This is a genomic window from Pantoea sp. RG18 (genome assembly GCF_025910075.1).
GTDB lineage: Bacteria > Pseudomonadota > Gammaproteobacteria > Enterobacterales > Enterobacteriaceae > Pantoea > Pantoea agglomerans.
Window position 1 is genome coordinate 644590 of record NZ_JAPCIL010000002.1, and the last position, 26309, is coordinate 670898.

Here is a 26309-nt window from a genome sequence, read left to right on the forward strand (position 1 = left end):
GTCAGGCTGGGGGGCAAATGCACAGAGGAAATCGGCGCTTTGGCGCGGATCTGCTTATCCTGTCTGGCTTTTTCCATTATAATGACCGCCATTTTTGCGACAGCATCGCAACAGGTAACGCGGCCGGATGCTGTCAGATGCAGCGGCGAAGTTAAAAGGATAGTGTTATGCGTACAGAATATTGCGGACAGCTCAATCTGTCTCATGTGGGTCAGCAAGTCACGCTTTGCGGCTGGGTAAACCGCCGTCGCGATCTGGGCAGTTTGATTTTTATCGATATGCGCGACCGTGAAGGCATCGTGCAGGTGTTTTTTGATCCCGATCGCCAGGACGCATTTAAGCTGGCTTCTGAACTGCGTAACGAATTCTGTATCCAGATCACCGGTACCGTACGTGCGCGTGATGAGAAGAACAAAAACAGCGACATGGCGACCGGTGAAGTGGAAGTGTTTGCCCAGGCACTGACCATTATTAACCGCTCTGAGCCACTGCCGCTGGACTCGAATCAGACCAACAGCGAAGAAGCGCGCCTGAAGTACCGCTATCTGGATCTGCGCCGCCCTGAGATGGTGACGCGTCTGAAAACCCGCGCAAAAATCACCAGCTTCGTTCGTCGCTTTATGGATGACGCAGGTTTCCTGGATATCGAAACCCCGATGCTGACCAAAGCGACGCCGGAAGGCGCGCGTGACTATCTGGTGCCAAGCCGGGTACATAAAGGCAAATTCTATGCGCTGCCGCAGTCACCTCAGCTGTTCAAACAGCTGCTGATGATGTCCGGTTTTGACCGCTACTATCAGATCGTTAAATGCTTCCGCGACGAAGATTTACGCGCCGATCGTCAGCCAGAATTTACCCAGATCGACGTGGAAACCTCCTTTATGACCGCGCCACAGGTGCGTGAAATCATGGAGCGTTTAATCCGCAATCTGTGGCAGGACGTGCAGGGCGTTGATCTCGGTGAGTTCCCGCAAATGACCTTTGCGGAAGCAATGCATCGCTACGGTTCAGATAAACCGGATCTGCGTAACCCGATGGAGCTGGTGGACGTCGGCGACCTGCTGAAAAACGTGGAGTTCCAGGTCTTCTCTGGCCCGGCTAACGATGAAAAGGGCCGTGTTGCCGCGCTGCGCGTACCGACCGGCGCACAGCTGAGCCGTAAGCAGATTGATGAATATGGCAAGTTCGTGGAGATTTACGGCGCCAAAGGTCTGGCGTGGATGAAGGTTAACGTCCGTGCTGACGGCCTGGAAGGCGTGCAGAGCCCGGTTGCCAAATTCCTGAATGCAGAGATCGTGGAAGGCATTCTGAGCCGCACCGGCGCTCAGGATGGCGACATTATCTTCTTTGGTGCCGATCGCGCCAAAGTGGTCGCGGATGCACTGGGTGCGCTGCGTCTGAAAGTGGGCCGCGAGCTGAACATCACTGATGAGAAAGCCTGGGCACCGCTGTGGGTAATCGACTTCCCGATGTTCGAAGAGGACGAAGAGGGCGGTCTGGCTGCGATGCACCATCCGTTCACGGCGCCAAAAGAGATGAGCGCAGAAGAGCTGGCCGCCGATCCAACCCGTGCCGTGGCGAATGCCTACGACATGGTGATCAACGGTTATGAAGTAGGCGGTGGTTCAGTGCGTATCCACAACGGCAAAATGCAGCAGACGGTGTTCAGCATTCTGGGTATCGAAGAGCATGAGCAGCGTGAGAAGTTTGGTTTCCTGCTGGATGCGCTGAAGTTCGGTACGCCACCGCATGCGGGCCTGGCCTTTGGTCTGGATCGTCTGACCATGCTGCTGACCGGCACCGATAACATTCGTGACGTCATTGCGTTCCCGAAAACCACGGCGGCCGCCTGCATGATGACCGAAGCGCCAAGCGAAGCCAATCCGGCTTCACTGCTGGAGCTCGGCATTCAGGTCGTTAAAAAAGAAAAGCCTGAGAATAAATAATGGGCTATAAACACCCGGTTTCAGTGCTGGTCGTCATTTCGGCGCGCGATACTGGCCGGGTGTTGATGCTGCAGCGGCGTGACGATCCCACGTTCTGGCAGTCGGTCACCGGCAGCCTGGAGGCGGGAGAGTCACCGCTGGCGACCGCGTGTCGTGAAGTGAATGAGGAAATCGGCATCGACGTGCTGGCCGAGCGGCTGGAGGTGGAGGATTGTCAGCGTCAGATCGACTTTGAAATCTTTCCCCATTTCCGCCATCGCTATGCCCCTGATGTCACCCATAATCACGAGCACTGGTTTCGCCTGCAACTGCCGACGGAGCGCGATGTGATGCTCACCGAGCATCTGGCGTTTCGCTGGCTGGCACCCGCTGACGCTGCAGCATTAACCCGATCATGGAGTAACCGCCAGGCAATTGAAGAATTTATCTGAATGCTCGCCATCGCCCGGTATTCCGGCGGCGGATAGATTAAATTTTATGAATCTGGTGAGTTTTAACAGGACTTCACCAACATATTGAACAGTCAGGCGTAATCGGCAACGTGAGGTTGTTCACCGCCCGCGCGATATCGTCAGCGTACGGTTGTACGTGAGGATGCTTCGCGAAGCTCGCCCTCGGGGCATTCAGGTTGTCAGTCACCTGTATGCGTACGGACGGTAAACAGGCTCGCAAGCAGGATAGCCTGCACCCTGTAAAAGATCGGAGAAAATTTAAAATGGCAGGACACAGTAAATGGGCAAACACCAAACACCGTAAAGCGGCGCAGGATGCCAAGCGCGGCAAAATCTTCACCAAAATCATTCGTGAGCTGGTGACGGCGGCCAAGCTGGGCGGCGGCGATCCGGGCTCAAACCCGCGTCTGCGTGCAGCAATGGATAAAGCGCTGGCGAACAATATGACGCGTGACACCATGGATCGCGCTATCGCGCGCGGTGTGGGCGGCGATGACAATGCCAACATGGAAACCATCATCTATGAAGGCTACGGTCCTGGCGGCTCGGCCATCATGATTGAATGCCTGAGTGACAACCGTAACCGTACCGTGGGCGAAGTGCGTCACGCCTTCACCAAAACCGGCGGGAATCTCGGCACCGACGGCTCCGTGGCTTACCTGTTCAACAAAAAAGGCGTGATCTCCTATGCGCCGGGTCAGGATGAAGATGCGGTGATGGAAGCGGCTCTGGAAGCGGGCGCAGAAGATGTGGTCAGCTATGACGACGGCGCGATTGATGTCTTCACCGCATGGGAAGAGATGGGCACGGTGCGTGATGCACTGGAAGCGCTCGGCCTGAAAGCGGACACTGCAGAAGTGGCCATGATTCCGACCACCAAAGCAGAGATGGATGCGGAAACCGCACCTAAACTGCTGCGTCTGATCGACATGCTGGAAGATTGCGACGATGTGCAGGAGGTCTATCACAACGGTGAAATCTCCGACGAGGTAGCGGAAACGCTGTAATGGCGTCTACCGTAATCACTTTAACCAAAGAGGCGTAATGTCGATTATCCTGGGTATTGATCCCGGCTCACGCATCACCGGTTATGGTGTTATTCGTCAGACTGGCCGCCAGCTCACTTATCTGGGCAGCGGCTGTATCCGCACTAATACCACCGAGTTGCCCGCCCGTCTGAAGCTGATTTATGCGGGCGTCTGTGAAATCATTACGCAGTTTTCACCCGACTTCTTCGCCATTGAACAGGTGTTCATGGCGAAGAATGCAGACTCCGCGCTGAAGCTGGGCCAGGCCCGCGGTGCCGCGATTGTTGCCGCGGTTAACCACGATCTGCCGGTGTTTGAGTATGCCGCCCGTCAGGTAAAACAGACCGTGGTTGGCATCGGCAGCGCCGAGAAAAGTCAGGTGCAGCACATGGTGCGAACCCTGCTGAAGCTGCCGGCGAACCCACAGGCAGATGCCGCCGATGCGCTGGCGATTGCCATTACGCACTGTCATGTGGCTCAGAATGCAGCTCGCATGAGTGACAGCAAGCTGGTGCTGACGCGCGGACGGTTACGCTCAGGTTAGCCGTCATCGCTCAGGTCTCACTCTCAGGCTGGATATTCATCCAGCCTTTTTTATGTTATAAAATCCGCCACATTCGTTAGTTAAGGAAGCGTTCAGGTGATAGGTCGTTTACGGGGCAATATTCTGGAAAAGCAGCCGCCACTGGTGCTGCTTGAGGCACACGGCGTCGGCTATGAAATTTATATGCCCATGACCTGTTTTTATGAGTTGCCTGAGCTTCAGCACGAAGCGGTGATTTTTACCCACTTCGTGGTGCGTGAAGATGCGCAGCTGCTGTTTGGTTTTAACAGCAAGCAGGAGCGCGCGCTGTTTCGCGAACTGATTAAGGTGAATGGCGTCGGACCTAAGCTGGCGCTGGCGATCCTCTCCGGCATGTCGGCGCAGCAGTTTGTGACCGCTGTTGAGAAAGAGGAGATCGCGTCACTGGTGAAACTGCCAGGCGTGGGCAAAAAGACGGCTGAGCGTCTGGTGGTCGAGATGAAGGACCGCTTCAAAGGAATGCACGGCGACCTGTTTGGCGGCGATTCTGCCTTTACGCTGACCACGCCGAGCGCCGAGCCGGAAACCAATGATGCGGAAGCCGAAGCTGTTGCAGCGCTGGTATCACTGGGTTATAAACCGCAGGAAGCGAGCCGTATGATCAGTAAAGTCGGTCGACCGGATGCGGATTGCGAAACCCTGATCCGCGAAGCGCTACGCGCCGCCATTTGAGGTAAGTCATGATAGAAGCCGACCGCCTGATCTCCGCTGCCAGTATCAGCGAAGAAGAGGTTATTGACCGCGCTATTCGCCCGAAGATGCTGACCGAGTATGTCGGTCAGCCGCAGGTGCGAGAGCAGATGGAGATTTTCATCAAGGCAGCGCAACTGCGCGGCGATGCGCTCGATCATCTGCTGATCTTCGGTCCGCCGGGACTGGGTAAAACCACCCTGGCGAACATCGTGGCCAACGAGATGGGCGTCAATCTTCGCACTACCTCAGGTCCGGTGCTGGAAAAGGCGGGCGACCTGGCGGCAATGCTGACCAACCTTGAACCGCATGACGTCCTGTTTATCGATGAAATCCATCGCCTCTCACCGGTGGTGGAAGAGATACTCTACCCGGCGATGGAAGATTATCAGCTGGATATCATGATTGGCGAAGGCCCGGCTGCGCGCTCAATCAAGCTCGATCTGCCGCCGTTTACCCTGATTGGCGCCACTACGCGTGCTGGCTCGCTGACCTCGCCGCTGCGCGATCGTTTTGGGATTGTGCAGCGGCTTGAGTTCTACCAGGTTAAAGATTTGCAGCACATCGTGGGCCGCAGCGCCGCCTGTCTGGGTCTGGCGCTGAGTGACGAAGGGGCGTTAGAGATCGCCCGTCGCGCCCGCGGCACACCGCGTATCGCCAACCGCCTGCTGCGCCGCGTTCGTGACTTCGCAGAGGTGCGGGCAAACGGTGACCTGAGCGGTGAAGTCTCCTGCAGCGCGCTGGATATGCTTAACGTAGATAGCGAAGGGTTCGATTATATGGACCGTAAACTGCTGCTGGCGATCATCGACAAATTTATGGGTGGGCCGGTGGGGCTGGATAACCTGGCTGCGGCCATTGGTGAAGAGCGGGAAACCATCGAAGATGTGATTGAACCCTTCCTGATTCAACAGGGCTTCATTCAGCGCACACCGCGTGGCCGGATGGCCACGCAGCACGCTTATCGTCACTTCGGCATTACGCGCGAAGAGTAACTAGACTGCTGGTTTCCGGACCATGCTGAAAATAAACAGGATGGCGGCGCAGAGCACCACTGACGGCCCGGCAGGGGTGTCGTAGAAGGCGGAGAAGGTCAGGCCGCCGGTGACGGCGAGCACCCCGATGACCACGGCGACGGCCGCCATGCCTTCCGGTGAACGCACAAAGCGACGAGCGGTTGCGGCAGGAATAATCAGCAGTGAGGTGATGATCAGCGCACCCACGAACTTCATTGCCACTCCGATAGTCAGCGCCGTGACCAGCATCAGAATCAGTCGGGTACGCTGGATATTGACGCCGTCCACCTGGGCCAGTTCCGGGCTGATGGTCATCGACAGCAGCGACCGCCACTGCCACGCCATCACCAGCAGCACGATCACCACGCCGCCACCCATCATCCAGAGGTCGTCTGGCGTCACCGCCAGCAGATCGCCAAACAGATAAGCCATCAGATCGACGCGAACGTTCTTCATCAGGCTGACCACCACCAGGCCCAGCGACAGCGCGCTGTGTGCCATAATCCCCAGCAGGGTATCGATAGCCAGATGTGGACGACGCTCCAGCCAGACCAGTCCCAGCGCCAGGCAGACCGTAACCAGAATCACCGCGTAGTAAGGATTCACGTTAAACAGCAGGCCAAAAGCCACGCCAAGCAGAGAGGCATGCGCCAGGGTATCGCCGAAATAGGACATCTTGCGCCAGACAACAAACGATCCCAGCGGACCGGCAGCCAGCGCTAACATCACACCGCCTATCCAGCCCGGTAATAACAACTCAATCATGATGGACCCTGTCCTTTGCGTAAAACGATACGTCCCTGAAGGTCGTGACGGTGATTATGATGATGACGATAAATCGCCAGCTCCTCCGCGCCGCGCGGACCAAACATGGCGATAAATTCCGGATGCTGCGATACCGCTTCCGGGGTGCCGGAACAACAGATGTGATGGTTAAGGCAGAGCACTTCGTCGGTTTTGGCCATCACCAGATGCAGATCGTGGGAGACCATCAGTACGCCGCAGTTCAGTTCAACGCGTAACTGATTGATAAGGTCATAGAGTGACACCTGACCATTCACATCCACACCCTGGGTAGGCTCATCGAGTACCAGCAACTGAGGCTGATTCAGCAGGGCGCGCGCCAGCAGCACACGCTGGGTTTCACCACCGGAAAGCTTTTGCAGCGGGGCGTTGAGCAGGTGACCCGCCTGCACGCGTTTCAGTGCCGGCAGGATCTCGGCGTTTTTGCTGCCACGAGTCAGACGCATAAAGCGTTCAACCGTCACCGGCAGGGTCGGGTCGATGTGCAGCTTCTGTGGCACATAGCCAATTCGCAGGCCGGGATCACGCTTAACGCTACCGGTGGTGGGAGCGAGCAGTCCCAGCACCACACGCACCAGCGTTGATTTTCCGGCACCGTTAGGACCCAGCAGGGTGAGGATGCGGCCAGGCTGCAGTGCCAGGCTGACACCGGATAACACATTGCGCTGGTTAAACTTTATCGAAACATTATCGAGTGTGACAAGTGAGGTCATAGTATTTACAGGTTGCACAGAATTTCGAATGTTATAATATCACATTCCACCTCATGGTCACGATGGAATGACGCAATATGTTACATAATAAAAAGGGCGCAATTTTCGCCTTAACTGCTTTCTCCGTTACAGCTTCGTTAACCCTTCCAGCTCAGGCGAATGTCGTGGCTTCACTCAAACCGGTAGGGTTTATCGCTGCGGCCATTGCCGATGGTGTCACACCGGTTGATGTTCTGCTACCGGACGGTGCCTCTGAACACGACTATTCCCTGCGGCCCTCAGATGCAAAACGCTTAAAAAACGCGGACTTAGTTGTATGGGTCGGGCCTGAAATGGAAGCCTTTATGGCGAAGTCTGCGGCTGAACTTCCGGCCCAAAAAAACCTCGCGATGGTGAACATCGACGGGGTAAAACCGTTATTGATTAGCGGTGGTGAAGATGAAGATGAACACACAGCGGAAAAATCCGAAGAACAGGAGGCCGATGCCCATCACCATCATCACGGCGAGTTTAATATGCACCTGTGGTTGTCGCCAGAGATTGCGCGCAAGACCGCGGTTGCAATCCATGGAAAATTATTGGAACTTATGCCGCAAGATAAAGCCAAACTTGACGCCAACCTCCAGCAGTTTGAGGTAGCTTTGGCGGACACGGACAAACGCGTTAGCGCACAACTCGCTCCGGTCAGAAATAAAGGATATTTCGTTTTTCACGACGCTTACACGTACTTTGAAAAACAATACGGTCTCTCGCCCACCGGGCACTTTACCGTCAATCCTGAAATTCAACCGGGCGCTCAGCGTTTACATCAGATACGAACACAGTTGGTTGAGCAAAAGGCGGTCTGCGTCTTTGCTGAGCCACAATTCAGGCCAGCAGTCATCGATGCTGTCGCCCGCGGAACGCAGGTGCGTAAAGGCACGCTCGATCCCCTGGGAACAGACATCAGCTTAGCCAAAGACAGCTATGTGAAATTCCTCTCACAACTGTCGAGCCAGTATGAAAGCTGCCTGAATGGAGCATGAGGAATAGGTAAAAGTGCAGCAGATAGCCCGCTCTGTCGCCCTCGCATTTAATAATTTGCCGCGCCCCCACCGCGTAATGCTGGGTTCTTTAACTGTAGTCACTCTGGCCGTCGCTGTCTGGCGGCCTTACGTTTATCATCCTTCGGATGATGTGACGCCCATCGTCAAAAACATTGAACTGGATAAGAACACCTTCCGCACGCTGTTGCCGGAAGCCAGTGAGCCTATCGATCAGAGCACACCGGAACCGGAAGAAGAATTGCCTGCGGACGATGTGGACACTGACGTGCCCGAAACGGCCGGTGTTCACGACTACACCGTTTCATCCGGCGATACCCTGAGCAGTGCCCTGAATCAGTATGGCATCGACATCAGTGACATTAATGCGCTGGTGATGAGCGATCGCGACCTGCGTAATCTGCAGGTTGGTCAGCAGCTGAGCTGGACGCTGGATGATGATGGCGGCCTGAAAACCCTGAGCTGGGAAATTTCCCGCCGTGAAACCCGCACCTATGAGCGCACCCCTAAAGGTGGCTTTAAGATGGATGCGGAGATGCAGAAGGGTGAATGGCGCAACAGCGTGATGCAGGGCGAAGTGCGCGGCAGTTTTGCCGCCAGCGCTCAGCGTGCCGGACTGAGCAGTGCCGAAGCCAGCGCCGTGATCAAAGCGCTGCAGTGGCAGATGGACTTCCGTAAGCTGCGTGCGGGTGACCAGTTCAGCGTACTGATGTCACGCGAAATGCTGGATGGCAAGAGTGCGCAAAGCCAGTTGCTGGGTGTGCGCCTGCGCAGCGGGGGTAAAGACTATTACGCTTTCCGCGCCGAAGATGGCAAGTTCTACGATCGCAGCGGCTCCGGTCTGGCGCGCGGCTTTATGCGCTTCCCGACGGTTAAGCAGTATCGTGTCTCCTCTAACTTTAATCCGCGTCGTCTCAACCCGGTTACCGGCCGCATAGCGCCTCATAAAGGCGTCGACTTTGCGCTGCCGATCGGTACGCCGGTGCTGGCAGTGGGTGATGGTGAAATAGTGGTGGCGAAGAACGGCGGTGCCGCGGGTAACTATGTCGCCATTCGTCATGGCCGTCAGTATATGACGCGCTATATGCACATGAAGAAAGTGCTGGTGAAGCCAGGTCAGAAAGTGAAGCGTGGCGACCGTATTGGACTGTCAGGCAACACCGGACGTTCCACCGGGCCGCATCTGCATTTTGAAATCTGGATCAATAATCAGGCGGTCAACCCATTAACGGCGAAACTGCCGCGGATGGAAGGCCTGACCGGTAAAGATCGCAGCGATTACATGGCACAGGTTAAATCCTGGTTGCCTCAGCTGGGTCTGAAGTAAGCGAATTTCGTCAAATCGCGCAAAAACCGACGGGTTTCCCGTCGGTTTTTTGCTATATGGCGCAGGATGATTGCAAATTTTCAGGTCGTCACTATCATTAGCCGGTCATTGCTTGAGGCGAGTGCATGGAAACCCGTAAAAAAAATAACACTGAATTTATTCCCGTTTTTGAACGTTCTTTTCTCAAACCTAAATACTGGGGCAGCTGGCTGGCGATTGGTGGTCTGGCCGCGATGGCGATGCTACCGCCGAAAGTACGCGATCCGCTGCTGGGTCGGTTAGGCAAATTCGCCGGTAAGCTGGCAAAGGGTGCACGGCGCCGTGCGCTGATTAACCTCTATTACTGTCTGCCGGAACTCAGCGAGGCGCAGCGTGCGACGCTGGTCGATGAGATGTTTGCGACTGCACCGCAGGCGATGGCAATGATGACCGAGCTGGTGCTGCGCGATCCGGCACGTATCCGTGAACGTGTAGAGTGGCATGGTCGTGAAATTATCGACCAGATGAAAGCGGAGCAGCAGAATGTGATTTTCCTGGTGCCGCACGGCTGGGCGGTGGATATCCCCGCCATGCTGCTGGCGTCAGAAGGTCAAAAGATGGCGGCGATGTTTCATAACCAGAGCGATCCGCTGATGGACTATGCCTGGAACACCGCACGCCGCGGTTATGGCGGACGGCTGCATGCGCGCAACGACGGTATCAAGCCCTTTATCAGCTCAATCCGCCAGGGCTACTGGGGCTACTACCTGCCCGATCAGGATCATGGCCCGGAGCAGAGTGAATTCGTCGATTTCTTTGCTACCTATAAAGCGACGCTGCCTGCGGTAGGACGACTGATGAAAGTGTGCCGCGCGCGTGTGGTGCCGCTGTTCCCGGTTTATAACAGCAAATCGCATAAGCTTGAGATTTATGTGCGTCCGCCGATGGACGATCTGCTGGAAGCCGACGATCACCAGCTGGCTCGCCAGATGAATGAAGAAGTGGAAGTGTTTGTCCGCCCGCATCCCGAGCAGTATACCTGGATCCTCAAGCTGCTGAAGACCCGTAAAGAGGGTGACATCGAGCCCTATTCGCGCAAAGATCTCTATCCGCGCAAATAGCAAAAAGGCCGCGAAAGCGGCCTTTTCTTATCACTTAATCGCTGGCTACAGGCGTATGCTCCCGTCGCTTTGAGCTTCTGAGCTGCCTGCTCAGGGCAAACCTGTGGCTGCGCTACCTGTTTATAACGCTTCCAGCCTGCTGCGACGTTTGCGCTCGCGCATAAACAGGATCACCAGGCCAAACCAGAGCACGCCGCTGATAAAGTTGACCAGGCAGAACCACAGCGTGCCGCCGCTGAAGTAGCCACTTTTCGCCAGCTCAATTCCCACCGCCAGCGTCATAATACTGATCATTCCCAGCATCGCTGCCACGCTGCCTTTGCCTTCGTTGCTGGCGTAGAGCGTCAGGCGATACAGTCCGGCATTGACCATGCCAGCACCAAAGGCGTAGAGACTCAGGCCAGCGGTTATCAGCAGATAACCGTGGCTGTTCATCAGGCTCGCCACCAGCGCCAGGCTCAGACCAATCAGAATCGGCCAGGCGGCGAACTTCACCGGCTGCTCAATCGGCACGCGTCCCGCCAGCTTACTCAGCGTCAGGTTACCGGCGATCATCGCCAGAAATACCGGCAGCTGCAACAGGGCGTACTGCATGCGTGACAGACCTTCGTCGTGCATCAGGATCACCGGCGAAAGAGCAACCCAGGTGAGGATCGGGATAAACACCAGCCCGATAGCGAAGGAACCAAACATCACCAGCCGGTCTTTCATCAGCCGGCCATAGTTGCGTGCAAGATTGGGCAGGGCGATGGAATGACTGCGGTCACCTGCGGTTTCGGGCATCACACGCCACAGCACCACAAAGGCGACCAGGCTGCAGGCGGCAAACAGCCAGAACATGCTGCGCCAGCTGCCAATGGTGAGCCAGGCTGCACCAGCAAGCGGACCCGCCAGCGGAGCCAGCAGCGCCACGTTGGCCATCAGCGCCATCATGCGCACCGCCAGCGCCTCATCGAAGGCTTCCTGAATTGCGGCATAGCCGACCGCGCCGATAAAGCAGAGGCTGATGCCCTGAATAAAGCGCAGGCTGACAAATTCCTCAATCGAGCTGACCCAGTGCATCAGCATGCAGGCGACGGCAAAAAACAGGATGCCGAAGAGCATCACCGGTCGCCGGCCAAACTTATCAGAGAGAGGACCCAGCAGCCATTGCAGCACCACGCCGCCAATCAGGTAAGCGGTCAGGGAGGTAGAGACCCATTCAGGGCCGACGGAAAATTCGCTGGTGACGATCAGCATGCCAGGCTGGATCATGTCATGAGCAATATAGGTGGCAAACTCGAACAGCACTAACGCCAGAGGAAAGAGTAAAATTCGGCCGGTAAGCTGGCTGATGGGGTGGAAACGGGCCATCTGGCCTCCTTGTCAGAAAAGAAAACGCGACTGCCAGGCAGTCGCGTCGTTTATTCTACACCGACAATGTAAACCCGGGCTCAATTAATCCACGCGCAGCACACGTGTGGTATTGGTGGTGCCGGTGGCGCCCATCACATCGCCCTGCGTCACAATGACCAGATCGCCAGAGACCAGGAAGCCTTTGTCGCGCAGCAGGTTAACCGCATCGTGTGCAGCAGCCACACCGTCGTTATTGCTGTCGAAGAACACTGGCGTCACGCCGCGATAGAGCGCGGTGAGATTCAGCGTGCGTTCATGGCGTGACATGGCAAAAATCGGCAGGCCTGAGGTGATACGTGAGGTCATCAGCGGGGTACGGCCCGACTCGGTCATGGTGATGATCGCGGTAACGCCCTGCAGGTGGTTCGCGGCGTACATGGATGACATAGCAATCGCTTCTTCGACATTGTCGAACTGCACGTCCAGACGATGCTTGGAGACGTTGACGCTCGGGATCTTCTCCGCGCCCAGGCAGACCTTCGCCATCGCTGAGACAGTTTCAGCCGGATACTGACCCGCTGCGGTTTCCGCAGAGAGCATCACAGCATCGGTGCCATCCAGCACGGCGTTCGCCACGTCCATCACTTCTGCGCGGGTCGGCATCGGGTTAGTGATCATCGACTCCATCATCTGCGTCGCGGTAATGATGGTGCGGTTAAGCTGGCGGGCACGACGAATCAATGCTTTCTGAATGCCGACCAGTTCCGGATCGCCAATCTCAACGCCCAGATCGCCACGCGCCACCATCACTACATCAGAGGCCAGAATGATGTCATCCATCGCTTCCTGGCTGGCGACCGCTTCGGCACGTTCCACTTTTGCGACCAGTTTGGCGTCACAACCTGCTTCGCGCGCCAGACGACGTGCCAGATTCATATCTTCACCACAGCGTGGGAAAGAGACGGCCAGATAGTCGACGCGGATTTTGGCGGCAGTGATGATATCCGCTTTATCTTTTTCGGTCAGCGCTTCAGCTGAAAGTCCGCCGCCCAGTTTGTTAATGCCTTTGTTGTTCGACAGCGGGCCACCCACGGTGACTTCGGTAAACACCTTCATGTCCTGAACTTCCAGCACTTTCAGCTGCACGCGACCATCATCCAGCAGCAGGATATCGCCCGGCACCACATCTGCCGGCAGGCCTTTGTAGTCGATCCCGACGCGCTCTTTATCGCCTTCGCCTTTACCCAGATTGGCATCCAGCAGGAAGCGGTCGCCGATATTCAGGAAAACTTTGCCTTCTTTGAAGGTTGAAACACGAATTTTTGGACCCTGGAGGTCACCGAGGATGGCCACGTGGCGACCCAGTTTTGCGGCAATCTCGCGCACTTTATCGGCACGGATCTGGTGATCTTCTGGCGTGCCGTGAGAGAAGTTGAGTCGTACAACGTTCGCGCCGGCAGCGATGATTTTTTCTAAATTATTATCACGATCGGTGGCCGGGCCGAGGGTTGTAACGATTTTGGTTCTTCTGAGACGTCTTGACATCGAGGACTCCGTAAACATTTAAGCGTGCCCTGGTCTGTGGACACAGCATGGTTATCTATTCTATATGATCGACGGGTTGTGATACGACTCACATTGTAAATGTGATGTTAATTTTTTTACTGATCATCCTTTTCCCGAATGGTGTGCTTTTCGTAACGCGACGCTTTCAACGCCTCTTTCACGCGTTTCAGGTTTTCCCGGAAGGGCGCACCCCGTTCCAGGGTGAAACCGGTCGCCAACACATCGATCACGGTCAACTGCGCCAGGCGCGATACCATCGGCAAATAGATATCCGTATCTTCCGGAACATCAAGCACTAAAGCTATCGCTGCTTCATGGGCAAGGGGAGAATCGGCAGAGGTGATGGCTATAACGGTGGAACCGTTTACACGGGCCAGGCGAGCCAGTTCTACCATATTTTTTGTGCGTCCAGTATGCGAAATGAGAACAAAAACGTCACCGGCTCGACTATTTATGCAACTCATGCGCTGGATCACAATATCGTCTGACCAGATGACCGGCAGATTAAAGCGCAGAAATTTGGTAAAGGCGTCATGCGCCACCACAGCGGAAGCCCCCAGCCCGAAAAAGGCAAGTTTGTCAGCCTGAGTAAGCAGGGTGACGGCCTGCTGCAGTTGGGCGCTATCCAGTTGATCCCGCACCCGCTGCAGCCCTGCCAGCGCCGAGTCAAAGATTTTGTGGCTGTAGTTCTCCACACTGTCATCGTCCTCCACGCCCCGGCTGACCCAGTTGCTGCTTTTCACCAGGCTCTGTGCCAGTTGCAGCTTAAAGTCGGGAAAGCCGCGCGCGCCCAGTCGATGACAGAAGCGATTTACCGTGGGTTCGCTGACGCACGCTTCGCGCGCCAGGGTCGCAATGCTGGAGTGCATCGCCGCCTGAGGCGCAGTCAGAATCTGCCGGGCGACTTTCTGTTCCGCATTGCTGAGCGCGGCGAACTGCGCGTCAATTTTTTCCAGCATATTCATAAGCCGATGACCATAATCACTTTTACCAATTTCAATTATCCCTGTCGTCAGAGTCGATTAACAGAGACTATATCGTGTCAGCACCTGCCAGGCGCAACGGCGGACAAGTCGATTGCCCTTTTTTTTGGGATACTTTGACCGGTGCCTGATTTTCCTGACACCAACAGACACAGAAAAAACCGGCAATACGCACGTGTCATCACACGCGCTTAGCACATCCGGTACAGAGTTAATGCGGTTGACCCGGCGAGTCGGTTTACCTGGCGCGGGGAAAAAAGTACATTGTGCTCAAAGAAAATAATAACCTGGACCCGGTGGCAGAGGATGCATCACCACCGGACTATCCTGCAACGAGGAGAGGAAAATGGCGGTAACACAAACAGCCCAGGCATGCGATCTGGTGATTTTCGGTGCCAAAGGCGATCTTGCACGCCGTAAACTGTTGCCTTCACTGTACCAGTTAGAGAAAGCGGGGCAGATCCACGAGGAAACCCGCATTATTGGTGTCGGCCGTGCCGAGTGGGATAAAGCGGGATACACCAAAGTGGTACGTGAAGCGCTGGAAACCTTCATGAAGGAGAAGATTGACGAAGCGCTGTGGGACAAACTCAGCAATCGTCTCGACTTCTGCAACCTCGATGTCAACGACACCACGCACTTCCCGAAACTGGGCAAGATGCTGGACCAGAAAAATCGCACCACCATCAACTACTTCGCCATGCCACCCAGCACCTTTGGCGCCATCTGTCAGGGTCTGGGCACCGCGAAGCTGAATGCTAAACCGGCGCGCGTAGTGATGGAGAAGCCGCTGGGTACCTCACTGGAAACCTCGCAGGAGATCAACGACAGCGTTGGTGAGTACTTTGATGAGAGCCAGGTGTTCCGTATTGACCACTATCTCGGCAAAGAGACCGTGCTTAACCTGCTGGCGCTGCGCTTTGCTAACTCTATCTTCGTGAATAACTGGGATAACCGCACCATCGACCATGTCCAGATTACCGTGGCCGAAGAAGTGGGTATCGAAGGCCGCTGGGGTTACTTCGATAAAGCGGGCCAGATGCGCGACATGATCCAGAACCACCTGCTGCAGATTCTGACCATGATCGCCATGTCGCCGCCGTCCGATCTCAGCGCCGACAGCATCCGTGACGAAAAAGTTAAAGTGCTGCGCTCGCTGCGCCGCATCGATCAGACCAACGTGCGTGAGAAAACCGTTCGCGGCCAGTACACCGCCGGCTTTGTGCAGGGCAAAAAAGTGCCTGGCTACCTGGAAGAAGAGGGTGCCAATAAGTCGAGCGCCACAGAGACCTTCGTGGCAATACGTGTCGATATCGACAACTGGCGCTGGGCGGGCGTGCCGTTCTACCTGCGCACCGGTAAGCGTTTGCCGACCAAGTGTTCAGAAGTCGTGGTCTACTTCAAAAACCCGGAAATGAACCTGTTTAAAGACTCCTACTCAGAGCTGCCGCAGAACAAGCTGACGATTCGTCTGCAGCCGGACGAAGGGGTTGATATCGAGATCCTGAACAAAGTGCCAGGCCTTGATCACAAGCACAAACTGCAGACCACCAAGCTGGATCTGAGCTACTCCGAGACCTTTAACCAGTCGCACCTTGCCGATGCTTACGAGCGTCTGCTGCTGGAGAGCATGCGTGGTATCCAGGCGCTGTTTGTGCGCCGCGATGAAGTGGAAGCCGCATGGACCTATGTCGATTCCATTATCGACGCCTGGGCTGCGGATGGTGACTCTTCCAAGCCGTATCAGGCGGGCACCTGGGGCCCGGTGGCCTCAGTGGCGATGATTACCCGCGATGGCCGTTCGTGGAACGAGTTCGAATAACGGAAGTGATGATGAAGCCCGCAACGCGGGCTTTTTTTTCGCCCTTAAACCGGGCCAGTCAACACGAATAAAATTGAACTGCCGTTTCAAAATGGTCGCAGGATGATAGACGCTCAGGAAGTTGATCATGTATGGTAGTGACGCAATTTACAGGGCAGGAGCCGATGCTCCATGACCGGGTCGCAATCCCGGTGTTATCAAGCAAGGGGAACTGATGAAAAACTGGAAAACGAGTGCAGAACAGATTCTGACCACCGGACCTGTGGTGCCGGTCATCGTTGTGAACAAACTGGAACACGCCGTGCCGATGGCAAAAGCGCTGGTGGCAGGCGGTGTCAGAGTGCTGGAAGTGACGCTGCGCACGCCAGTGGCGATGGATGCCTTACGTGCGATGATTAAAGAAGTGCCGGATGCGATCGTTGGTGCGGGAACGGTGATTAATCCGCAGCAGTTACAGGAAGTGACCGATGCCGGTGCGCAGTTTGTGATCAGCCCTGGCGTCACCGAGTCGCTGCTGAAAGCGGCCGTTGAAGGGCCGGTGCCATTGATTCCCGGCATCAGCACCGTTTCTGAGTTAATGACCGGTATGGACTACGGTCTGCGCGAGTTCAAGTTTTTCCCGGCAGAAGCAAACGGCGGCGTTAAAGCGCTGCAGGCGATTGGCGGACCCTTCCCGCAGGTGCGATTCTGCCCGACCGGCGGCATCTCTCCGGCGAACTACCGTGACTATCTGGCGCTGAAAAGCGTGCTGTGCATCGGCGGTTCCTGGCTGGTGCCCAACGACGCGCTGGAAGCGGGCGACTGGGATCGCATCACCCGCCTGGCACGCGAAGCTGTTGAAGGCGCGAAGTAAGTTATGGCGGTGAGCGTCTGCTCACCGCACACGTTTATCCCTGAACCGTGACCGCTGCTGCGCTGGCAACGGCACGCGCAATCGCCTGATCGGTGTTGTCACCGCTGGCGAGCGCCACGCCCAGACGACGCTGACCGCTGATTTCCGGCTTGCCGAACAGGCGCAGTTGCAGACCGGCACCCAGCGCCGCTTCGACATTCACAAACTGCACATTCTGGCTGGTGAGTTGCGGCAGAATAACGGCGGACGCTGACGGACCATACTGGCGAATCGCGCCAATCGGCAGACCGAGAAACGCCCGCACGTGCAGCGCAAACTCTGACAGATCCTGCGAAATCAGCGTCACCATGCCGGTGTCGTGAGGACGCGGCGAAACTTCGCTGAATACCACCTCATCACCGCAGACAAACAGCTCAACGCCAAACAAACCATAGCCTCCCAGCGCTTTAACCACCTGCGCGGCAACATCCTGTGCCCGTTGCAGCGCCACATCACTCATCTGCTGCGGCTGCCAGGATTCACGATAATCGCCATCCTCCTGACGGTGACCAATCGGCGCACAGAAATGAATGCCATCGACTGCGCTGATGGTGAGCAGGGTGATCTCGAAATCGAAGTCGACAACCCCTTCGACGATGACGCGTCCGGCACCCGCGCGGCCACCCTGTTGCGCATAGTCCCAGGCGTTATCGAGCTGGCTGGCATCACGGATAAAGCTCTGGCCTTTGCCGGATGAACTCATCACCGGCTTCACAATGCAGGGAAAGCCGATTTCGGTAGCCGCTTCATCAAAGCGCGCCTTGCTATCGGCAAAGCGATAGCGGGAGGTCGGCAGAGAGAGCTCTTCAGCCGCCAGCCGACGAATGCCTTCGCGGTTCATGGTCAGCCGGGCGGCACGGGCAGTCGGTACCACGCGCTGGCCTTGCTGCTCCAGTTCAACCAGCGTCTCCGTGGCGATAGCTTCGATTTCCGGTACGACAAAATCAGGCTTTTCTTCAGCAATCAGCGCAGCCAGTGCCGCGCCATCCAGCATGTTAATCACATGACTGCGATGGGCGACGTGCATCGCCGGGGCATCGGCGTAACGATCAACCGCGATCACTTCCACACCCAGACGCTGACACTCCAGCGCCACCTCTTTACCCAGTTCACCTGAACCCAATAGCATCACACGCGTTGCTGCCGGACGCAGCGCTGTTCCGAGAGTCGTCATACATTCACCTAAGCAGTCAAAATTCGCGCGCAAGTATAAACGAAAACGTTTGCGTTCTCATCTTTCGTCCATCTGACACGACCTTTTGCCTTACTTTTCCCGCTCTGACGTTTCCTGACATCCTTTTCGTCAGGATAGCGGACTGACATCTTAAAAGGAGTGGATGATGAATAACTGGTTGCAACAAATTCAGTCGGTACTGACGAAGAAGGGCGGTGAGGGCAAATCGGGCGGCGGCTTAAGCGACATGCTGGCGCCGGGTGCGCTGGGCGGCCTGGCCGGTATGCTGATTGCCAGTAAATCGTCGCGCAAACTGCTGACTAAATATGGCGGCAAGGCGCTGATTATCGGCGGTGGTGCGGCTGCGGGCGCGGTGCTATGGAACAAATACAAGCAGCGGGTCAGCGAAGCACACCAGAATGAACCTGACTTTGGCGTGGCGCAAACGCCGGTTAACCTGCGGGCCGAACGTCTGGTGACGGCGCTGGTGTTTGCCGCCAAAAGCGACGGGCACATTGACGATCAGGAACGTGCAGCGATTGAGCAGAATATTCATCAGTCTGGCTATGGTCAGGAAGCGGAACAGCTGATCCAGAAAGCGATGAACCGCCCGCTGGATCCGCAGTGGCTGGCCGCCGATGTGAAAAACGAGGAGGAGGCGCTGGAGCTCTACTTCCTGAGCTGTGCCGCCATCGACGTTGATCACTTCATGGAGCGCAGTTATCTCTCCGCGCTGGGCGACGCGCTGAAAATCCCCCAGGATGTTCGCGACGGTATCCAGCAGGATCTTGAGGCTGAGAAAGCCCGTTTACCCGCCAGTTAATCCCTCTGATATTCCGCTGGTGGGTCACAGGATGTGATCCGCCAGCGGCTGCTTCTCAACCTATACCTGGCTTCCCGCTGCTGAAGTGTTACGCTTACAGATCATTACGTTCACGGAGACGGATGGATGAAAGCACCCATCGCAAAAAAAATACCCCATGAGATGACGCTGCACGGCGAGACGCGCGTTGACGACTACTACTGGCTGCGCGACGACAAGCGCGAAAACAGCGAGGTCCTTGATTACCTGCGTGCCGAAAACAACTACGGCAAAAAAATCATGTCGTCACAGCAGCCACTGCAGGACCGGGTATTAAAAGAGATTATCGATCGGCTGCCGCCTGAAGATCACTCAGTGCCCTATGTGAAAAATGGCTACCGTTATCAGAGCCGTTATCAGAGCGGTAACGAATACCCGGCCTATTACCGCCAGCCCGCCGCGAGCGATGAGTCTGGCGAGTGGAGCCTGCTGCTGGATGCCAACCAGCGCGCCTCGCACAGTGATTTCTATACCATGGGCGCGCTGCATATCAGTCCGGATAACCGGGTCATGGCGCTGGCTGAAGATTTCCTGTCTCGCCGGCAATATGGCATCCGCTTCCGTAACCTGAAGAGTGGCAGCTGGTACCCTGAAGTGCTGAGCAACGCCTCTTCCAGCTTCGCGTGGGGTAATGATTCGCGCACCCTCTACTATGTGCGAAAACACCCGCAGACGCTGCTTTCTTATCAGGTGTGGCGACACGAACTGGGTACGCCGCAGTTCGACGACCAGCTGGTCTATGAAGAGCAGGATGACACTTATCATCTCAGCGTACATAAGACCACCTCCAAGCAGTTCATCATGATTGCCCTCTACAGCACCAACACCAGCGAAATTCAGCTGATTGATGCGAACTTCCCCGACGCGCAGCCCCATGTGTTTCTGCCGCGCCGCCGCGATCATGAGTACAGCATCGACCACTACGATCATCAGTTCTTCATTCGATCCAACCGGGAAGGCGAGAACTTCGGGCTGTACCGCAGCCGCTATCTGGACGAATCACGCTGGGAAACCCTGATCCCGGCACGGGAACAGGTGGTGATGGAAGATTTTCAGCTGTTTCGGGACTGGCTGGTGGTCGAGGAGCGCCAGCGCGGCTTGACCAGCCTGCGGCAGATCAACTGGGCCAGCGGTGAAACCAGCGGCATCGCCTTTGACGACCCGACCTATGTGACCTGGCTGGCCTACAATCCGACGCCGCGCACCAGCAAACTGCGCTACGGCTATTCATCGATGACCACGCCGACCACGCTGTTTGAACTGGATATGGATACCGGCGAACGCCGCATCCTCAAGCAGAGCGCGGTGAAAGGCTTTAACGCGGAAGATTACAAAAGCGAACACCACTGGATCAAAGTCAGCGATGGCACCGAAGTGCCGGTATCGCTGGTCTATCACCGCAAACACTATCAGCCCGGTCAGAATCCGATGCTGGTGTATGGCTACGGTGCCTACGGCAGTAGTATGGATGCCGATTTCAGCGTCAGCCGCCTGAGCCTGCTGGATCGCGGATTTGTCTATGCGCTGATACAGGTGCGCGGCGGCGGTGAGCTGGGGCAGCAATGGTATGACGGCGGTCGCCTGCTGAACAAAATGAACAGCTTCACCGATTTTATCGATGTCACTAACGCGCTGGTGGCGCGTGGCATCGGACACCCGGAACGACTCTATGCCATGGGTGGCAGCGCGGGTGGCTTACTCATGGGCGGGGTGATTAACCTGGCACCGCAGCGGTTCCACGGCGTGGTTGCCCAGGTGCCGTTTGTGGATGTGGTCACCACGATGCTGGATGAGTCGATTCCGCTGACCACCGGCGAGTATGACGAGTGGGGCAACCCCAACGATCCGGAGTACTATCGCTATATCCGCCAGTACAGCCCTTATGACAACATCGAGGCGAAAGCCTATCCCCACCTGCTGGTCACCACCGGCCTGCATGATTCGCAGGTGCAGTACTGGGAACCAGCCAAGTGGGTGGCGAAGCTGAGATCGATGAAAACCGACAATAACCTGCTGCTGCTCTGCACCGACATGGATGCGGGTCACGGCGGCAAGTCGGGGCGCTACAAAGCCTATGAAGGGATCGCGATGGAATACACCTTCCTGCTGGGGCTGGCGCAGGGCACCTTACCGCCAGCCCAGGATTACTGAGATTCGGTCAGGTACTTACGCAGCGCCTGCCGCAATGGCGGGCGCAGATCGCTGACGTTATCCAGCATCCACTTCAGATAGCCCGGATCCTTGCGCGCGACCACCGCGATCGCCTGGCCGCGGTATTTGCCAAAGGGCAGAACGTCGTCGCGCTGGGCTGCCGGTTGTGACCGCACAATCATCTCGGAGGCACTCCAGCCGGAGGTCTCCATAATACGAATCAGCAGTGCTGCCGTAACATAGCAGTCATAGAGCGCGCGGTGAGCATGCAGGTCGGCGGGCGGCGTGACATCCAGCTTCAGCGAATGACGCAGTGCCTGGTTGCCATATTTAATGCCCGGCCAGAGCTGACGCGCCAGCTGCATGGTGCAGATCCACTCTCCGTACATTTCCGGCAGCATCCGGCGATCAAAACTGGCGTTGTGCGCCACGTAAAAAGCACTGCCGTGATAGCGAGGGATCGCCTCTTCAATGGTCGGCTTACCGGCGACCATCGCTTCGGTGATGCGATGCACGGCCATCGCCTGACGGCTGATAGGGCGGTCGGGCAGGGTGAGATCGCTCATCGGATTCACAATCTGGCCGTTGACCACATCCACGGACGCCACTTCGACTACGCCACCCTGCAGACCGCAGGTTTCAGTATCAATAACGCGAAATATCATTGCTTCATCTTCGGTTCATAAGGAAGGCGCGACAGGCTGAGCGAGGCCTGGCGGTAGTGCATCAGACGCTGACGAAACCAGTCACGCAGCGCTTCGGGCTGCTCCTGCGCCACCATTTCGGCGACGATCGGCATGTTATAGCGCTCTTTAAACGCCACACCTGCTGCCGCCAAATCGACATTAATCTTGTCTTTCTCTTCCTGGGACAGCAGGGCAAGGTTATGGCTCATAATATTCTCCTGACGATAGCGGGCAAAAGTAATGTTTTCGGCGGTCTGAATCAAGGATAAAGGATCGCATCGCTGGCCTCGACAGTGCAAATACAGCAGCGTATCCTTTTGCCACGTTTATCGCCCTGGCGGCGGTTAAAAGGATGATCTTATGCATAAAAAACTGATTTCCCGCATGGTTATTGCGCTGGCGGCAGCCGGACTGATGACATTCAGTTCGCTGGCAGCGGCGCATGCGCATCTCCAGTCTTCAATCCCGGCGGCCAAAGCGCAGGTAACGACATCCACCGATGCGCTGACGCTGAACTTCAGTGAAGATATTGAAGCGGCATTCAGCGGCGTCACGCTGCTGGATAGTGAACAGAAGCCTGTCGCCACCGCTAAAGCCCGCGTTGAATCTGGCCAGAAAAACCGGCTGATTGTCGGCCTGTCTCAGCCGCTGCAAGCGGGCAGCTATCAGGTTAACTGGCATGTGCTGTCGGTGGATGGGCATAAAACCGCAGGAAGCTATCGCTTTAGCGTGAAGTAACTCCGGTGACCACCCTCTGGATCCTGTTACGCGCGCTGCATTTTGCCGCCGTGATGCTGCTGACCGGCAGCGCCTGTTACAGTGCGCTGCTGGCACCCAAACGCTATCGACCCCTGCTGGCGCTACGGTTAAACCCGCTGGTTAAAGGGAGCGCCTGGCTGGCGCTGCTGAGTGCGCTGGCGATGCTGGCCTGCCAGAATGTGTTGATGAGCGGCGACAGCACCAATCTGGCTGATGTCGATATCTGGCTGGCGGTGATTGGCACGCACTTCGGTGGCGTGTGGCTGTGGGAAATCCTGTTTAGCTTGCTGGCCGTTGCCGGTTTGTTACTGACCGGGCGGCTGCGTCAACCCGTGTTACTGCTGGCAGCCGTACTGCAACTGGCCTGCATGGCTCTGATAGGTCATGCCGCGATGCGCGATGGCTGGCCGGGATTGTTTCAGCAGCTCAATCATGCACTGCATCTGATTGCCGCGGCGTTCTGGACGGGCGGATTACTGCCTCTGTTGCTGTTGATGCGGGAGGCGCGCCAGATCGATCGCCGCACCGACGCTATCCGCACCATGATGCGCTTTTCGCGCTATGGTCATCTGGCGGTGGCGTTAACGCTGCTGAGCGGCCTGATAAACAGCGTGATGATCGTAGGCTGGCCGCTGACGTGGCAGGATTCACGCTACATTGTATTGTTGCTGTGTAAAGTGCTGCTGGTTGCCCTGATGGTGCTGGTGGCGCTGATTAACCGATACTGGCTGGTGCCGCGATTCCGCCTGGCTGGCAGCGGGACGCAGCAAAAATTTATTCGCATGACGCAGCTTGAACTGCTGCTGGCGTGTGGAGTGGTTGGGCTGGTCAGCGTATTTGCCACGCTGTCGCCAGCCTGAATGTGGTTTAAGAGAGAAAAGGGTAGTTATGTTGCTGAAGAAAGTGATCCCCGCAATCCTGTTGTTATCCGTATGCGGCCAGGCGCTGGCGGCACAAATCATTACCGTCAGCCGCTTTGAGATCGGTAAAGAGAAGTGGCCGTTTAACCGTGAAGAGGTGATGCTGACCTGCGAGAAAGATGGTGCGATGTTTGCCATCAATCCGAGCACGCTGATGACATACCCCCTGAACGATATCGCCGACACACTGTTCAAAAACAAACAGGTGAAAGCGCAGCCGATCAGCGTGATCCAGGCCGAAGATAAAGCGCATCCGGGCCAGATGATGAGTCTGCAGCCGATTGTTGAGCGCACCCAGGCGTTGTGCGGTAAATAAACCTGTCGGGTGCAGCACCGCGCTGCGCCCAACCCCTCTTTTTTGCCGTTGCGATCACAAACTGGTCCGGTTTATGCCCCTGCGCCTCCCGTTTGCTGGCAATTCCACCGCGCTGTTCTAATGTTAAATGGCAAGGCGACATCGCCTTCATAAATGCCAACTTTTAGCGCACGGCTCCTTGAGAGCCATTTCCCTGGACCGAATATAGGAATCGTATTCGGTCTTTTTTTGGTTGGTCATTAAAAACAGTAACTTATAGTAAAAACAATCAGTTAAACCCCTTCCTGTTACCTTCTGTGCTACTCTGCTGAACTCTGTGCCGCCACTTTGTCGCCACTCTCTAACCGCCAATGTTCGACATTAAACAGTGGCGTAACGTGCTTGAAATCATCTATTTTGAACTATAGTGGCGGCTATTTATTCTTGTAAGCGGTGCCTCTAACAACTTCACTTGTTGTCCAATACGAAGGCGCACTATTAGGATCGAGAACTACATATTGCGCGCCAGCTGTAGCAGCTTTATCTAATACTTCATTTAATGCATTTTGATAACCGGTATGCCTTGCTACCCCGGTCAGGGTAGAAGTGCCCGTTAAGTTAGCGACAAATTGATATTGTTTTGCATCTTCTGCGGAGATTATTTGCACGCGAGATGCTCTTTCCGACATGTTGGTAGCACAACCAGCCAGCATAGTAATGACTACCAAAACTGAACCTAACCTTCCAAGTTTCATTTAATCCCTTTTTTATCCTGAATAAACGTATGACCGATTATTCGCTCAGCAAATCAAATTTGCAATTGGGTTCAGCTTGATAGCGTCTTCGAGATGATCTGGCGCAAAGTGCGCATAACGCATTGTTACTCTGATATCTGAGTGTCCTAAGATGCGCTGCAGCACGATGATATTTCCCCCGGCCATCATAAAGTGACTGGCAAAGCTATGGCGCAGTACATGGCTCATCTGGCCTTCTGGTAATTCAATGCCGGCCAGGCGAATGACCCGATAGAACTGGCGATAGCACTCTGCAAAAAAACGGCCTTCTTTGTCTTTTAATTCGTTATAAAGGGCATTGCCGATGGGTACCGAACGGTTCTTTTTGCCTTTGGTATTGATGAAGGTAATTTTGTTTGGAGACAATTGTGAGGCTTTAAGATTCGCGGCTTCACTCCACCGGCACCCGGTTGAAAGGCAGATTTTGATAATCAGCGTCAGATCAGGGTTATCGTGAACTTTGCAGGCGGCAAACAGCTTTTGTATCTGGGCTTCAGTCAGCCATGCCATTTCTTTCTCTGGCTGATCAAATTCGCGTATATTTTTAAGTGGGTTGGGGTAGCTAATTTCGCCAAGCCGTTCCAGCTCATTAAAAAGAGCGCGAAGGAATGCATGCTCACAATTAATGGTACCCGGTGAGACCTTTAACGATTTATCACTGGTTTTGTATCCATTCTGTATGAGGCCCTGTAAACGTCGCTCCCGATAATGTGCCCAATCCTTCGAAGTGATAGAGGCAGCAACGGGGTTTCCCATGCCATTACAGATAATGTTGAGTTTGCCGAGTCGGCCTTTTCTGTCACTTAGCGAGCAACCGTGCAGTTTGTACCATAGCTCGATAAGTTCGCTAAGCTTGCGGTTATCCTCTTTCTCAGCCAGCCAGGGTTTAGCCTTCATTTCGTCCTGAGTGTATTGCTCAAAGGCAATGGCTTCAGCTCGGGTCCTGAACTGTCGTCTCACTCGTTTACCATCCCTTCCATTGAGATAGCACTCGCAGAGCCACTTACCTGTATTCAATTTCCTTATTGCCATGCAGCCCCCTTGATAAAAGGGGGTTAAATTACTGTATAAAAAACCAGTATTCAATGTTTGATTGTAGTTTTTCAAACATGAAAAAGCCCGTTGAGCGGGCTAAATTAGTGCAAAAGGGAAGGTTGCTGTTGGCTGGTGTAGAGTGGAACCTTATTGATTTGCCCAGGTGAGACAATCATTCCAGTAACGGTCTCATGCGTTTTGAATGTGCAGCTGCAATTAATATTCTGGCATTGGTGATAACGTTCTTTTGTTTCTTTTGAAACATAGCGGCTGCTTTTTGCGTGGGCTGCTGTCTGGCATAAAGGGCAGTGCATCATGATTATTATCCTCAAA

At 55.5% G+C, this 26309-nt stretch carries 27 protein-coding genes; 16 read left to right on the forward strand and 11 right to left on the reverse strand.

The genetic code is table 11. From position 1 onward, the window contains the following. The first annotated feature begins 167 nt into the window (after positions 1–167). The 6 genes from aspS to ruvB all read left to right on the forward strand — a co-directional run bounded on the left by aspS (position 168) and on the right by ruvB (position 5694). On the forward strand, positions 168–1946 hold the full coding sequence (aspS, locus tag OK409_RS03360) for an aspartate--tRNA ligase (RefSeq protein ID WP_010670804.1): 1779 nt from the start codon (positions 168–170) through the stop codon (positions 1944–1946). Further along, positions 1946–2377, forward strand: a complete 432-nt coding sequence (gene nudB / locus OK409_RS03365; protein WP_010258628.1) for a dihydroneopterin triphosphate diphosphatase — start codon at positions 1946–1948, stop codon at positions 2375–2377. The genes aspS and nudB overlap by 1 nt, the downstream gene beginning before the upstream one ends. A gap of 284 nt (positions 2378–2661) precedes the next feature. Then, positions 2662–3405, forward strand: a complete 744-nt coding sequence (locus tag OK409_RS03370) for a YebC/PmpR family DNA-binding transcriptional regulator (protein ID WP_010258633.1) — start codon at positions 2662–2664, stop codon at positions 3403–3405. Between the two features lie 37 nt (positions 3406–3442). Continuing rightward, positions 3443–3970 carry a crossover junction endodeoxyribonuclease RuvC gene (ruvC, locus tag OK409_RS03375; RefSeq protein WP_003849205.1) on the forward strand — a complete coding sequence of 176 codons (528 nt, stop codon included), beginning with the start codon at positions 3443–3445 and terminating at the stop codon, positions 3968–3970. Positions 3971–4066: 96 nt separating this feature from the next. Continuing rightward, positions 4067–4681: a Holliday junction branch migration protein RuvA gene (gene ruvA, locus OK409_RS03380; protein ID WP_010670803.1), complete on the forward strand. Its 615-nt coding sequence runs from the start codon at positions 4067–4069 to the stop codon at positions 4679–4681. An 8-nt stretch (positions 4682–4689) separates the two neighbouring features. Further along, entirely contained in the window at positions 4690–5694 is a 1005-nt protein-coding gene (ruvB, locus tag OK409_RS03385) for a Holliday junction branch migration DNA helicase RuvB (protein ID WP_010258640.1), read from the forward strand. Here the strand turns inward: ruvB and znuB are convergent, their stop codons facing one another. Next, positions 5695–6480 (reverse strand): zinc ABC transporter permease subunit ZnuB, encoded by a 786-nt coding sequence (znuB, locus tag OK409_RS03390; protein ID WP_264366747.1) that lies wholly within the window; start codon positions 6478–6480, stop codon positions 5695–5697. Next, entirely contained in the window at positions 6477–7232 is a 756-nt protein-coding gene (gene znuC, locus OK409_RS03395) for a zinc ABC transporter ATP-binding protein ZnuC (RefSeq protein WP_022625516.1), read from the reverse strand. Before znuC ends, znuB begins: the two co-directional genes overlap by 4 nt. Positions 7233–7309: 77 nt before the next feature. On the opposite strand from znuC, the gene znuA reads away from it, so the two are divergent. The 3 genes from znuA (at position 7310) to lpxM (ending at position 10702) form a co-directional block, all read left to right on the forward strand. Continuing rightward, positions 7310–8257 (forward strand): zinc ABC transporter substrate-binding protein ZnuA, encoded by a 948-nt coding sequence (znuA, locus tag OK409_RS03400; RefSeq protein ID WP_033757918.1) that lies wholly within the window; start codon positions 7310–7312, stop codon positions 8255–8257. Positions 8258–8270: 13 nt separating this feature from the next. Beyond that, a complete protein-coding gene (gene mepM, locus OK409_RS03405; RefSeq protein ID WP_010258653.1) occupies positions 8271–9602 on the forward strand; it encodes a murein DD-endopeptidase MepM in 1332 nt (443 codons plus the stop codon). A 125-nt stretch (positions 9603–9727) separates the two neighbouring features. Further along, positions 9728–10702, forward strand: coding sequence for a lauroyl-Kdo(2)-lipid IV(A) myristoyltransferase (gene lpxM / locus OK409_RS03410; protein ID WP_033771998.1), 975 nt, complete (start codon positions 9728–9730; stop codon positions 10700–10702). A gap of 120 nt (positions 10703–10822) precedes the next feature. Here lpxM and OK409_RS03415 read toward each other — a convergent pair whose 3' ends face one another. From OK409_RS03415 to OK409_RS03425, 3 genes are all read right to left on the reverse strand, one after another. Further along, positions 10823–12055: an MFS transporter gene (locus OK409_RS03415; RefSeq protein WP_022625519.1), complete on the reverse strand. Its 1233-nt coding sequence runs from the start codon at positions 12053–12055 to the stop codon at positions 10823–10825. A gap of 84 nt (positions 12056–12139) precedes the next feature. Then, positions 12140–13582 (reverse strand): pyruvate kinase, encoded by a 1443-nt coding sequence (pyk, locus tag OK409_RS03420; RefSeq protein ID WP_033757915.1) that lies wholly within the window; start codon positions 13580–13582, stop codon positions 12140–12142. Positions 13583–13698: 116 nt separating this feature from the next. Beyond that, positions 13699–14568, reverse strand: a complete 870-nt coding sequence (locus OK409_RS03425) for a MurR/RpiR family transcriptional regulator (RefSeq protein WP_179257355.1) — start codon at positions 14566–14568, stop codon at positions 13699–13701. A gap of 364 nt (positions 14569–14932) precedes the next feature. Between OK409_RS03425 and zwf the strand changes: the two genes are divergently transcribed. Together zwf and OK409_RS03435 are read left to right on the forward strand one after the other, a co-directional pair. Continuing rightward, positions 14933–16408: a glucose-6-phosphate dehydrogenase gene (zwf, locus tag OK409_RS03430; RefSeq protein WP_154210030.1), complete on the forward strand. Its 1476-nt coding sequence runs from the start codon at positions 14933–14935 to the stop codon at positions 16406–16408. Positions 16409–16622: 214 nt separating this feature from the next. Next, positions 16623–17261, forward strand: coding sequence for a bifunctional 4-hydroxy-2-oxoglutarate aldolase/2-dehydro-3-deoxy-phosphogluconate aldolase (locus OK409_RS03435; protein ID WP_010258674.1), 639 nt, complete (start codon positions 16623–16625; stop codon positions 17259–17261). Between the two features lie 34 nt (positions 17262–17295). On the opposite strand, the gene purT is transcribed toward OK409_RS03435, so the two are convergent. Then, on the reverse strand, positions 17296–18474 hold the full coding sequence (gene purT, locus OK409_RS03440) for a formate-dependent phosphoribosylglycinamide formyltransferase (protein ID WP_187505630.1): 1179 nt from the start codon (positions 18472–18474) through the stop codon (positions 17296–17298). A 166-nt stretch (positions 18475–18640) separates the two neighbouring features. Between purT and OK409_RS03445 the strand changes: the two genes are divergently transcribed. Both OK409_RS03445 and OK409_RS03450 read left to right on the forward strand, forming a co-directional pair. Beyond that, a complete protein-coding gene (locus OK409_RS03445; protein ID WP_010258682.1) occupies positions 18641–19297 on the forward strand; it encodes a tellurite resistance TerB family protein in 657 nt (218 codons plus the stop codon). 126 nt (positions 19298–19423) lie between these two features. Continuing rightward, positions 19424–21487 (forward strand): prolyl oligopeptidase family serine peptidase, encoded by a 2064-nt coding sequence (locus OK409_RS03450; protein ID WP_010670796.1) that lies wholly within the window; start codon positions 19424–19426, stop codon positions 21485–21487. On the opposite strand, the gene exoX is transcribed toward OK409_RS03450, so the two are convergent. Both exoX and OK409_RS03460 read right to left on the reverse strand, forming a co-directional pair. Further along, positions 21481–22152 carry an exodeoxyribonuclease X gene (exoX, locus tag OK409_RS03455; RefSeq protein WP_022625523.1) on the reverse strand — a complete coding sequence of 224 codons (672 nt, stop codon included), beginning with the start codon at positions 22150–22152 and terminating at the stop codon, positions 21481–21483. The genes OK409_RS03450 and exoX overlap by 7 nt on opposite strands. Next, the gene (locus OK409_RS03460; protein ID WP_010258692.1) at positions 22149–22382 is read right to left on the reverse strand and encodes a DNA polymerase III subunit theta; all 234 of its coding nucleotides are present in this window, start codon (positions 22380–22382) and stop codon (positions 22149–22151) included. The genes exoX and OK409_RS03460 overlap by 4 nt, the downstream gene beginning before the upstream one ends. A 151-nt stretch (positions 22383–22533) precedes the next feature. Here OK409_RS03460 and copC point away from each other — a divergent pair, with 151 nt between their 5' ends. From copC to OK409_RS03475, 3 genes are read left to right on the forward strand one after another with little or no spacing between them, the layout of a single operon-like run. Next, a complete protein-coding gene (gene copC, locus OK409_RS03465) occupies positions 22534–22911 on the forward strand; it encodes a copper homeostasis periplasmic binding protein CopC (protein ID WP_033769230.1) in 378 nt (125 codons plus the stop codon). A 5-nt stretch (positions 22912–22916) separates the two neighbouring features. Next, on the forward strand, positions 22917–23792 hold the full coding sequence (copD, locus tag OK409_RS03470; RefSeq protein WP_264366749.1) for a copper homeostasis membrane protein CopD: 876 nt from the start codon (positions 22917–22919) through the stop codon (positions 23790–23792). A gap of 28 nt (positions 23793–23820) precedes the next feature. Further along, the gene (locus tag OK409_RS03475; RefSeq protein ID WP_010670792.1) at positions 23821–24168 is read left to right on the forward strand and encodes a YebY family protein; all 348 of its coding nucleotides are present in this window, start codon (positions 23821–23823) and stop codon (positions 24166–24168) included. A gap of 413 nt (positions 24169–24581) precedes the next feature. On the opposite strand, the gene OK409_RS03480 is transcribed toward OK409_RS03475, so the two are convergent. The 3 genes from OK409_RS03480 to OK409_RS03490 form a co-directional block, all read right to left on the reverse strand. Next, positions 24582–24902 (reverse strand): hypothetical protein, encoded by a 321-nt coding sequence (locus OK409_RS03480; protein WP_132499918.1) that lies wholly within the window; start codon positions 24900–24902, stop codon positions 24582–24584. 45 nt (positions 24903–24947) lie between these two features. Continuing rightward, positions 24948–25973: a tyrosine-type recombinase/integrase gene (locus OK409_RS03485; protein ID WP_264366750.1), complete on the reverse strand. Its 1026-nt coding sequence runs from the start codon at positions 25971–25973 to the stop codon at positions 24948–24950. 104 nt (positions 25974–26077) lie between these two features. Then, a complete protein-coding gene (locus OK409_RS03490; protein ID WP_069026604.1) occupies positions 26078–26293 on the reverse strand; it encodes an ogr/Delta-like zinc finger family protein in 216 nt (71 codons plus the stop codon). Between the last annotated feature and the right edge of the window lie 16 nt (positions 26294–26309).

Coding starts and splice junctions, on each gene's coding strand:
- aspS (WP_010670804.1), top strand. CDS start 168: ATGCGTACAGAATATTGCGGACAGCTCAATCTGTCTCATGTGGGTCAG.
- nudB (WP_010258628.1), top strand. CDS start 1,946: ATGGGCTATAAACACCCGGTTTCAGTGCTGGTCGTCATTTCGGCGCGC.
- OK409_RS03370 (WP_010258633.1), top strand. CDS start 2,662: ATGGCAGGACACAGTAAATGGGCAAACACCAAACACCGTAAAGCGGCG.
- ruvC (WP_003849205.1), top strand. CDS start 3,443: ATGTCGATTATCCTGGGTATTGATCCCGGCTCACGCATCACCGGTTAT.
- ruvB (WP_010258640.1), top strand. CDS start 4,690: ATGATAGAAGCCGACCGCCTGATCTCCGCTGCCAGTATCAGCGAAGAA.
- znuB (WP_264366747.1), bottom strand. CDS start 6,480: ATGATTGAGTTGTTATTACCGGGCTGGATAGGCGGTGTGATGTTAGCG.
- znuC (WP_022625516.1), bottom strand. CDS start 7,232: ATGACCTCACTTGTCACACTCGATAATGTTTCGATAAAGTTTAACCAG.
- znuA (WP_033757918.1), top strand. CDS start 7,310: ATGTTACATAATAAAAAGGGCGCAATTTTCGCCTTAACTGCTTTCTCC.
- lpxM (WP_033771998.1), top strand. CDS start 9,728: ATGGAAACCCGTAAAAAAAATAACACTGAATTTATTCCCGTTTTTGAA.
- OK409_RS03415 (WP_022625519.1), bottom strand. CDS start 12,055: ATGGCCCGTTTCCACCCCATCAGCCAGCTTACCGGCCGAATTTTACTC.
- pyk (WP_033757915.1), bottom strand. CDS start 13,582: ATGTCAAGACGTCTCAGAAGAACCAAAATCGTTACAACCCTCGGCCCG.
- OK409_RS03425 (WP_179257355.1), bottom strand. CDS start 14,568: ATGAATATGCTGGAAAAAATTGACGCGCAGTTCGCCGCGCTCAGCAAT.
- zwf (WP_154210030.1), top strand. CDS start 14,933: ATGGCGGTAACACAAACAGCCCAGGCATGCGATCTGGTGATTTTCGGT.
- OK409_RS03435 (WP_010258674.1), top strand. CDS start 16,623: ATGAAAAACTGGAAAACGAGTGCAGAACAGATTCTGACCACCGGACCT.
- purT (WP_187505630.1), bottom strand. CDS start 18,474: ATGACGACTCTCGGAACAGCGCTGCGTCCGGCAGCAACGCGTGTGATG.
- OK409_RS03445 (WP_010258682.1), top strand. CDS start 18,641: ATGAATAACTGGTTGCAACAAATTCAGTCGGTACTGACGAAGAAGGGC.
- OK409_RS03450 (WP_010670796.1), top strand. CDS start 19,424: ATGAAAGCACCCATCGCAAAAAAAATACCCCATGAGATGACGCTGCAC.
- exoX (WP_022625523.1), bottom strand. CDS start 22,152: ATGATATTTCGCGTTATTGATACTGAAACCTGCGGTCTGCAGGGTGGC.
- OK409_RS03460 (WP_010258692.1), bottom strand. CDS start 22,382: ATGAGCCATAACCTTGCCCTGCTGTCCCAGGAAGAGAAAGACAAGATT.
- copC (WP_033769230.1), top strand. CDS start 22,534: ATGCATAAAAAACTGATTTCCCGCATGGTTATTGCGCTGGCGGCAGCC.
- OK409_RS03475 (WP_010670792.1), top strand. CDS start 23,821: ATGTTGCTGAAGAAAGTGATCCCCGCAATCCTGTTGTTATCCGTATGC.
- OK409_RS03480 (WP_132499918.1), bottom strand. CDS start 24,902: ATGAAACTTGGAAGGTTAGGTTCAGTTTTGGTAGTCATTACTATGCTG.
- OK409_RS03485 (WP_264366750.1), bottom strand. CDS start 25,973: ATGGCAATAAGGAAATTGAATACAGGTAAGTGGCTCTGCGAGTGCTAT.
- OK409_RS03490 (WP_069026604.1), bottom strand. CDS start 26,293: ATGATGCACTGCCCTTTATGCCAGACAGCAGCCCACGCAAAAAGCAGC.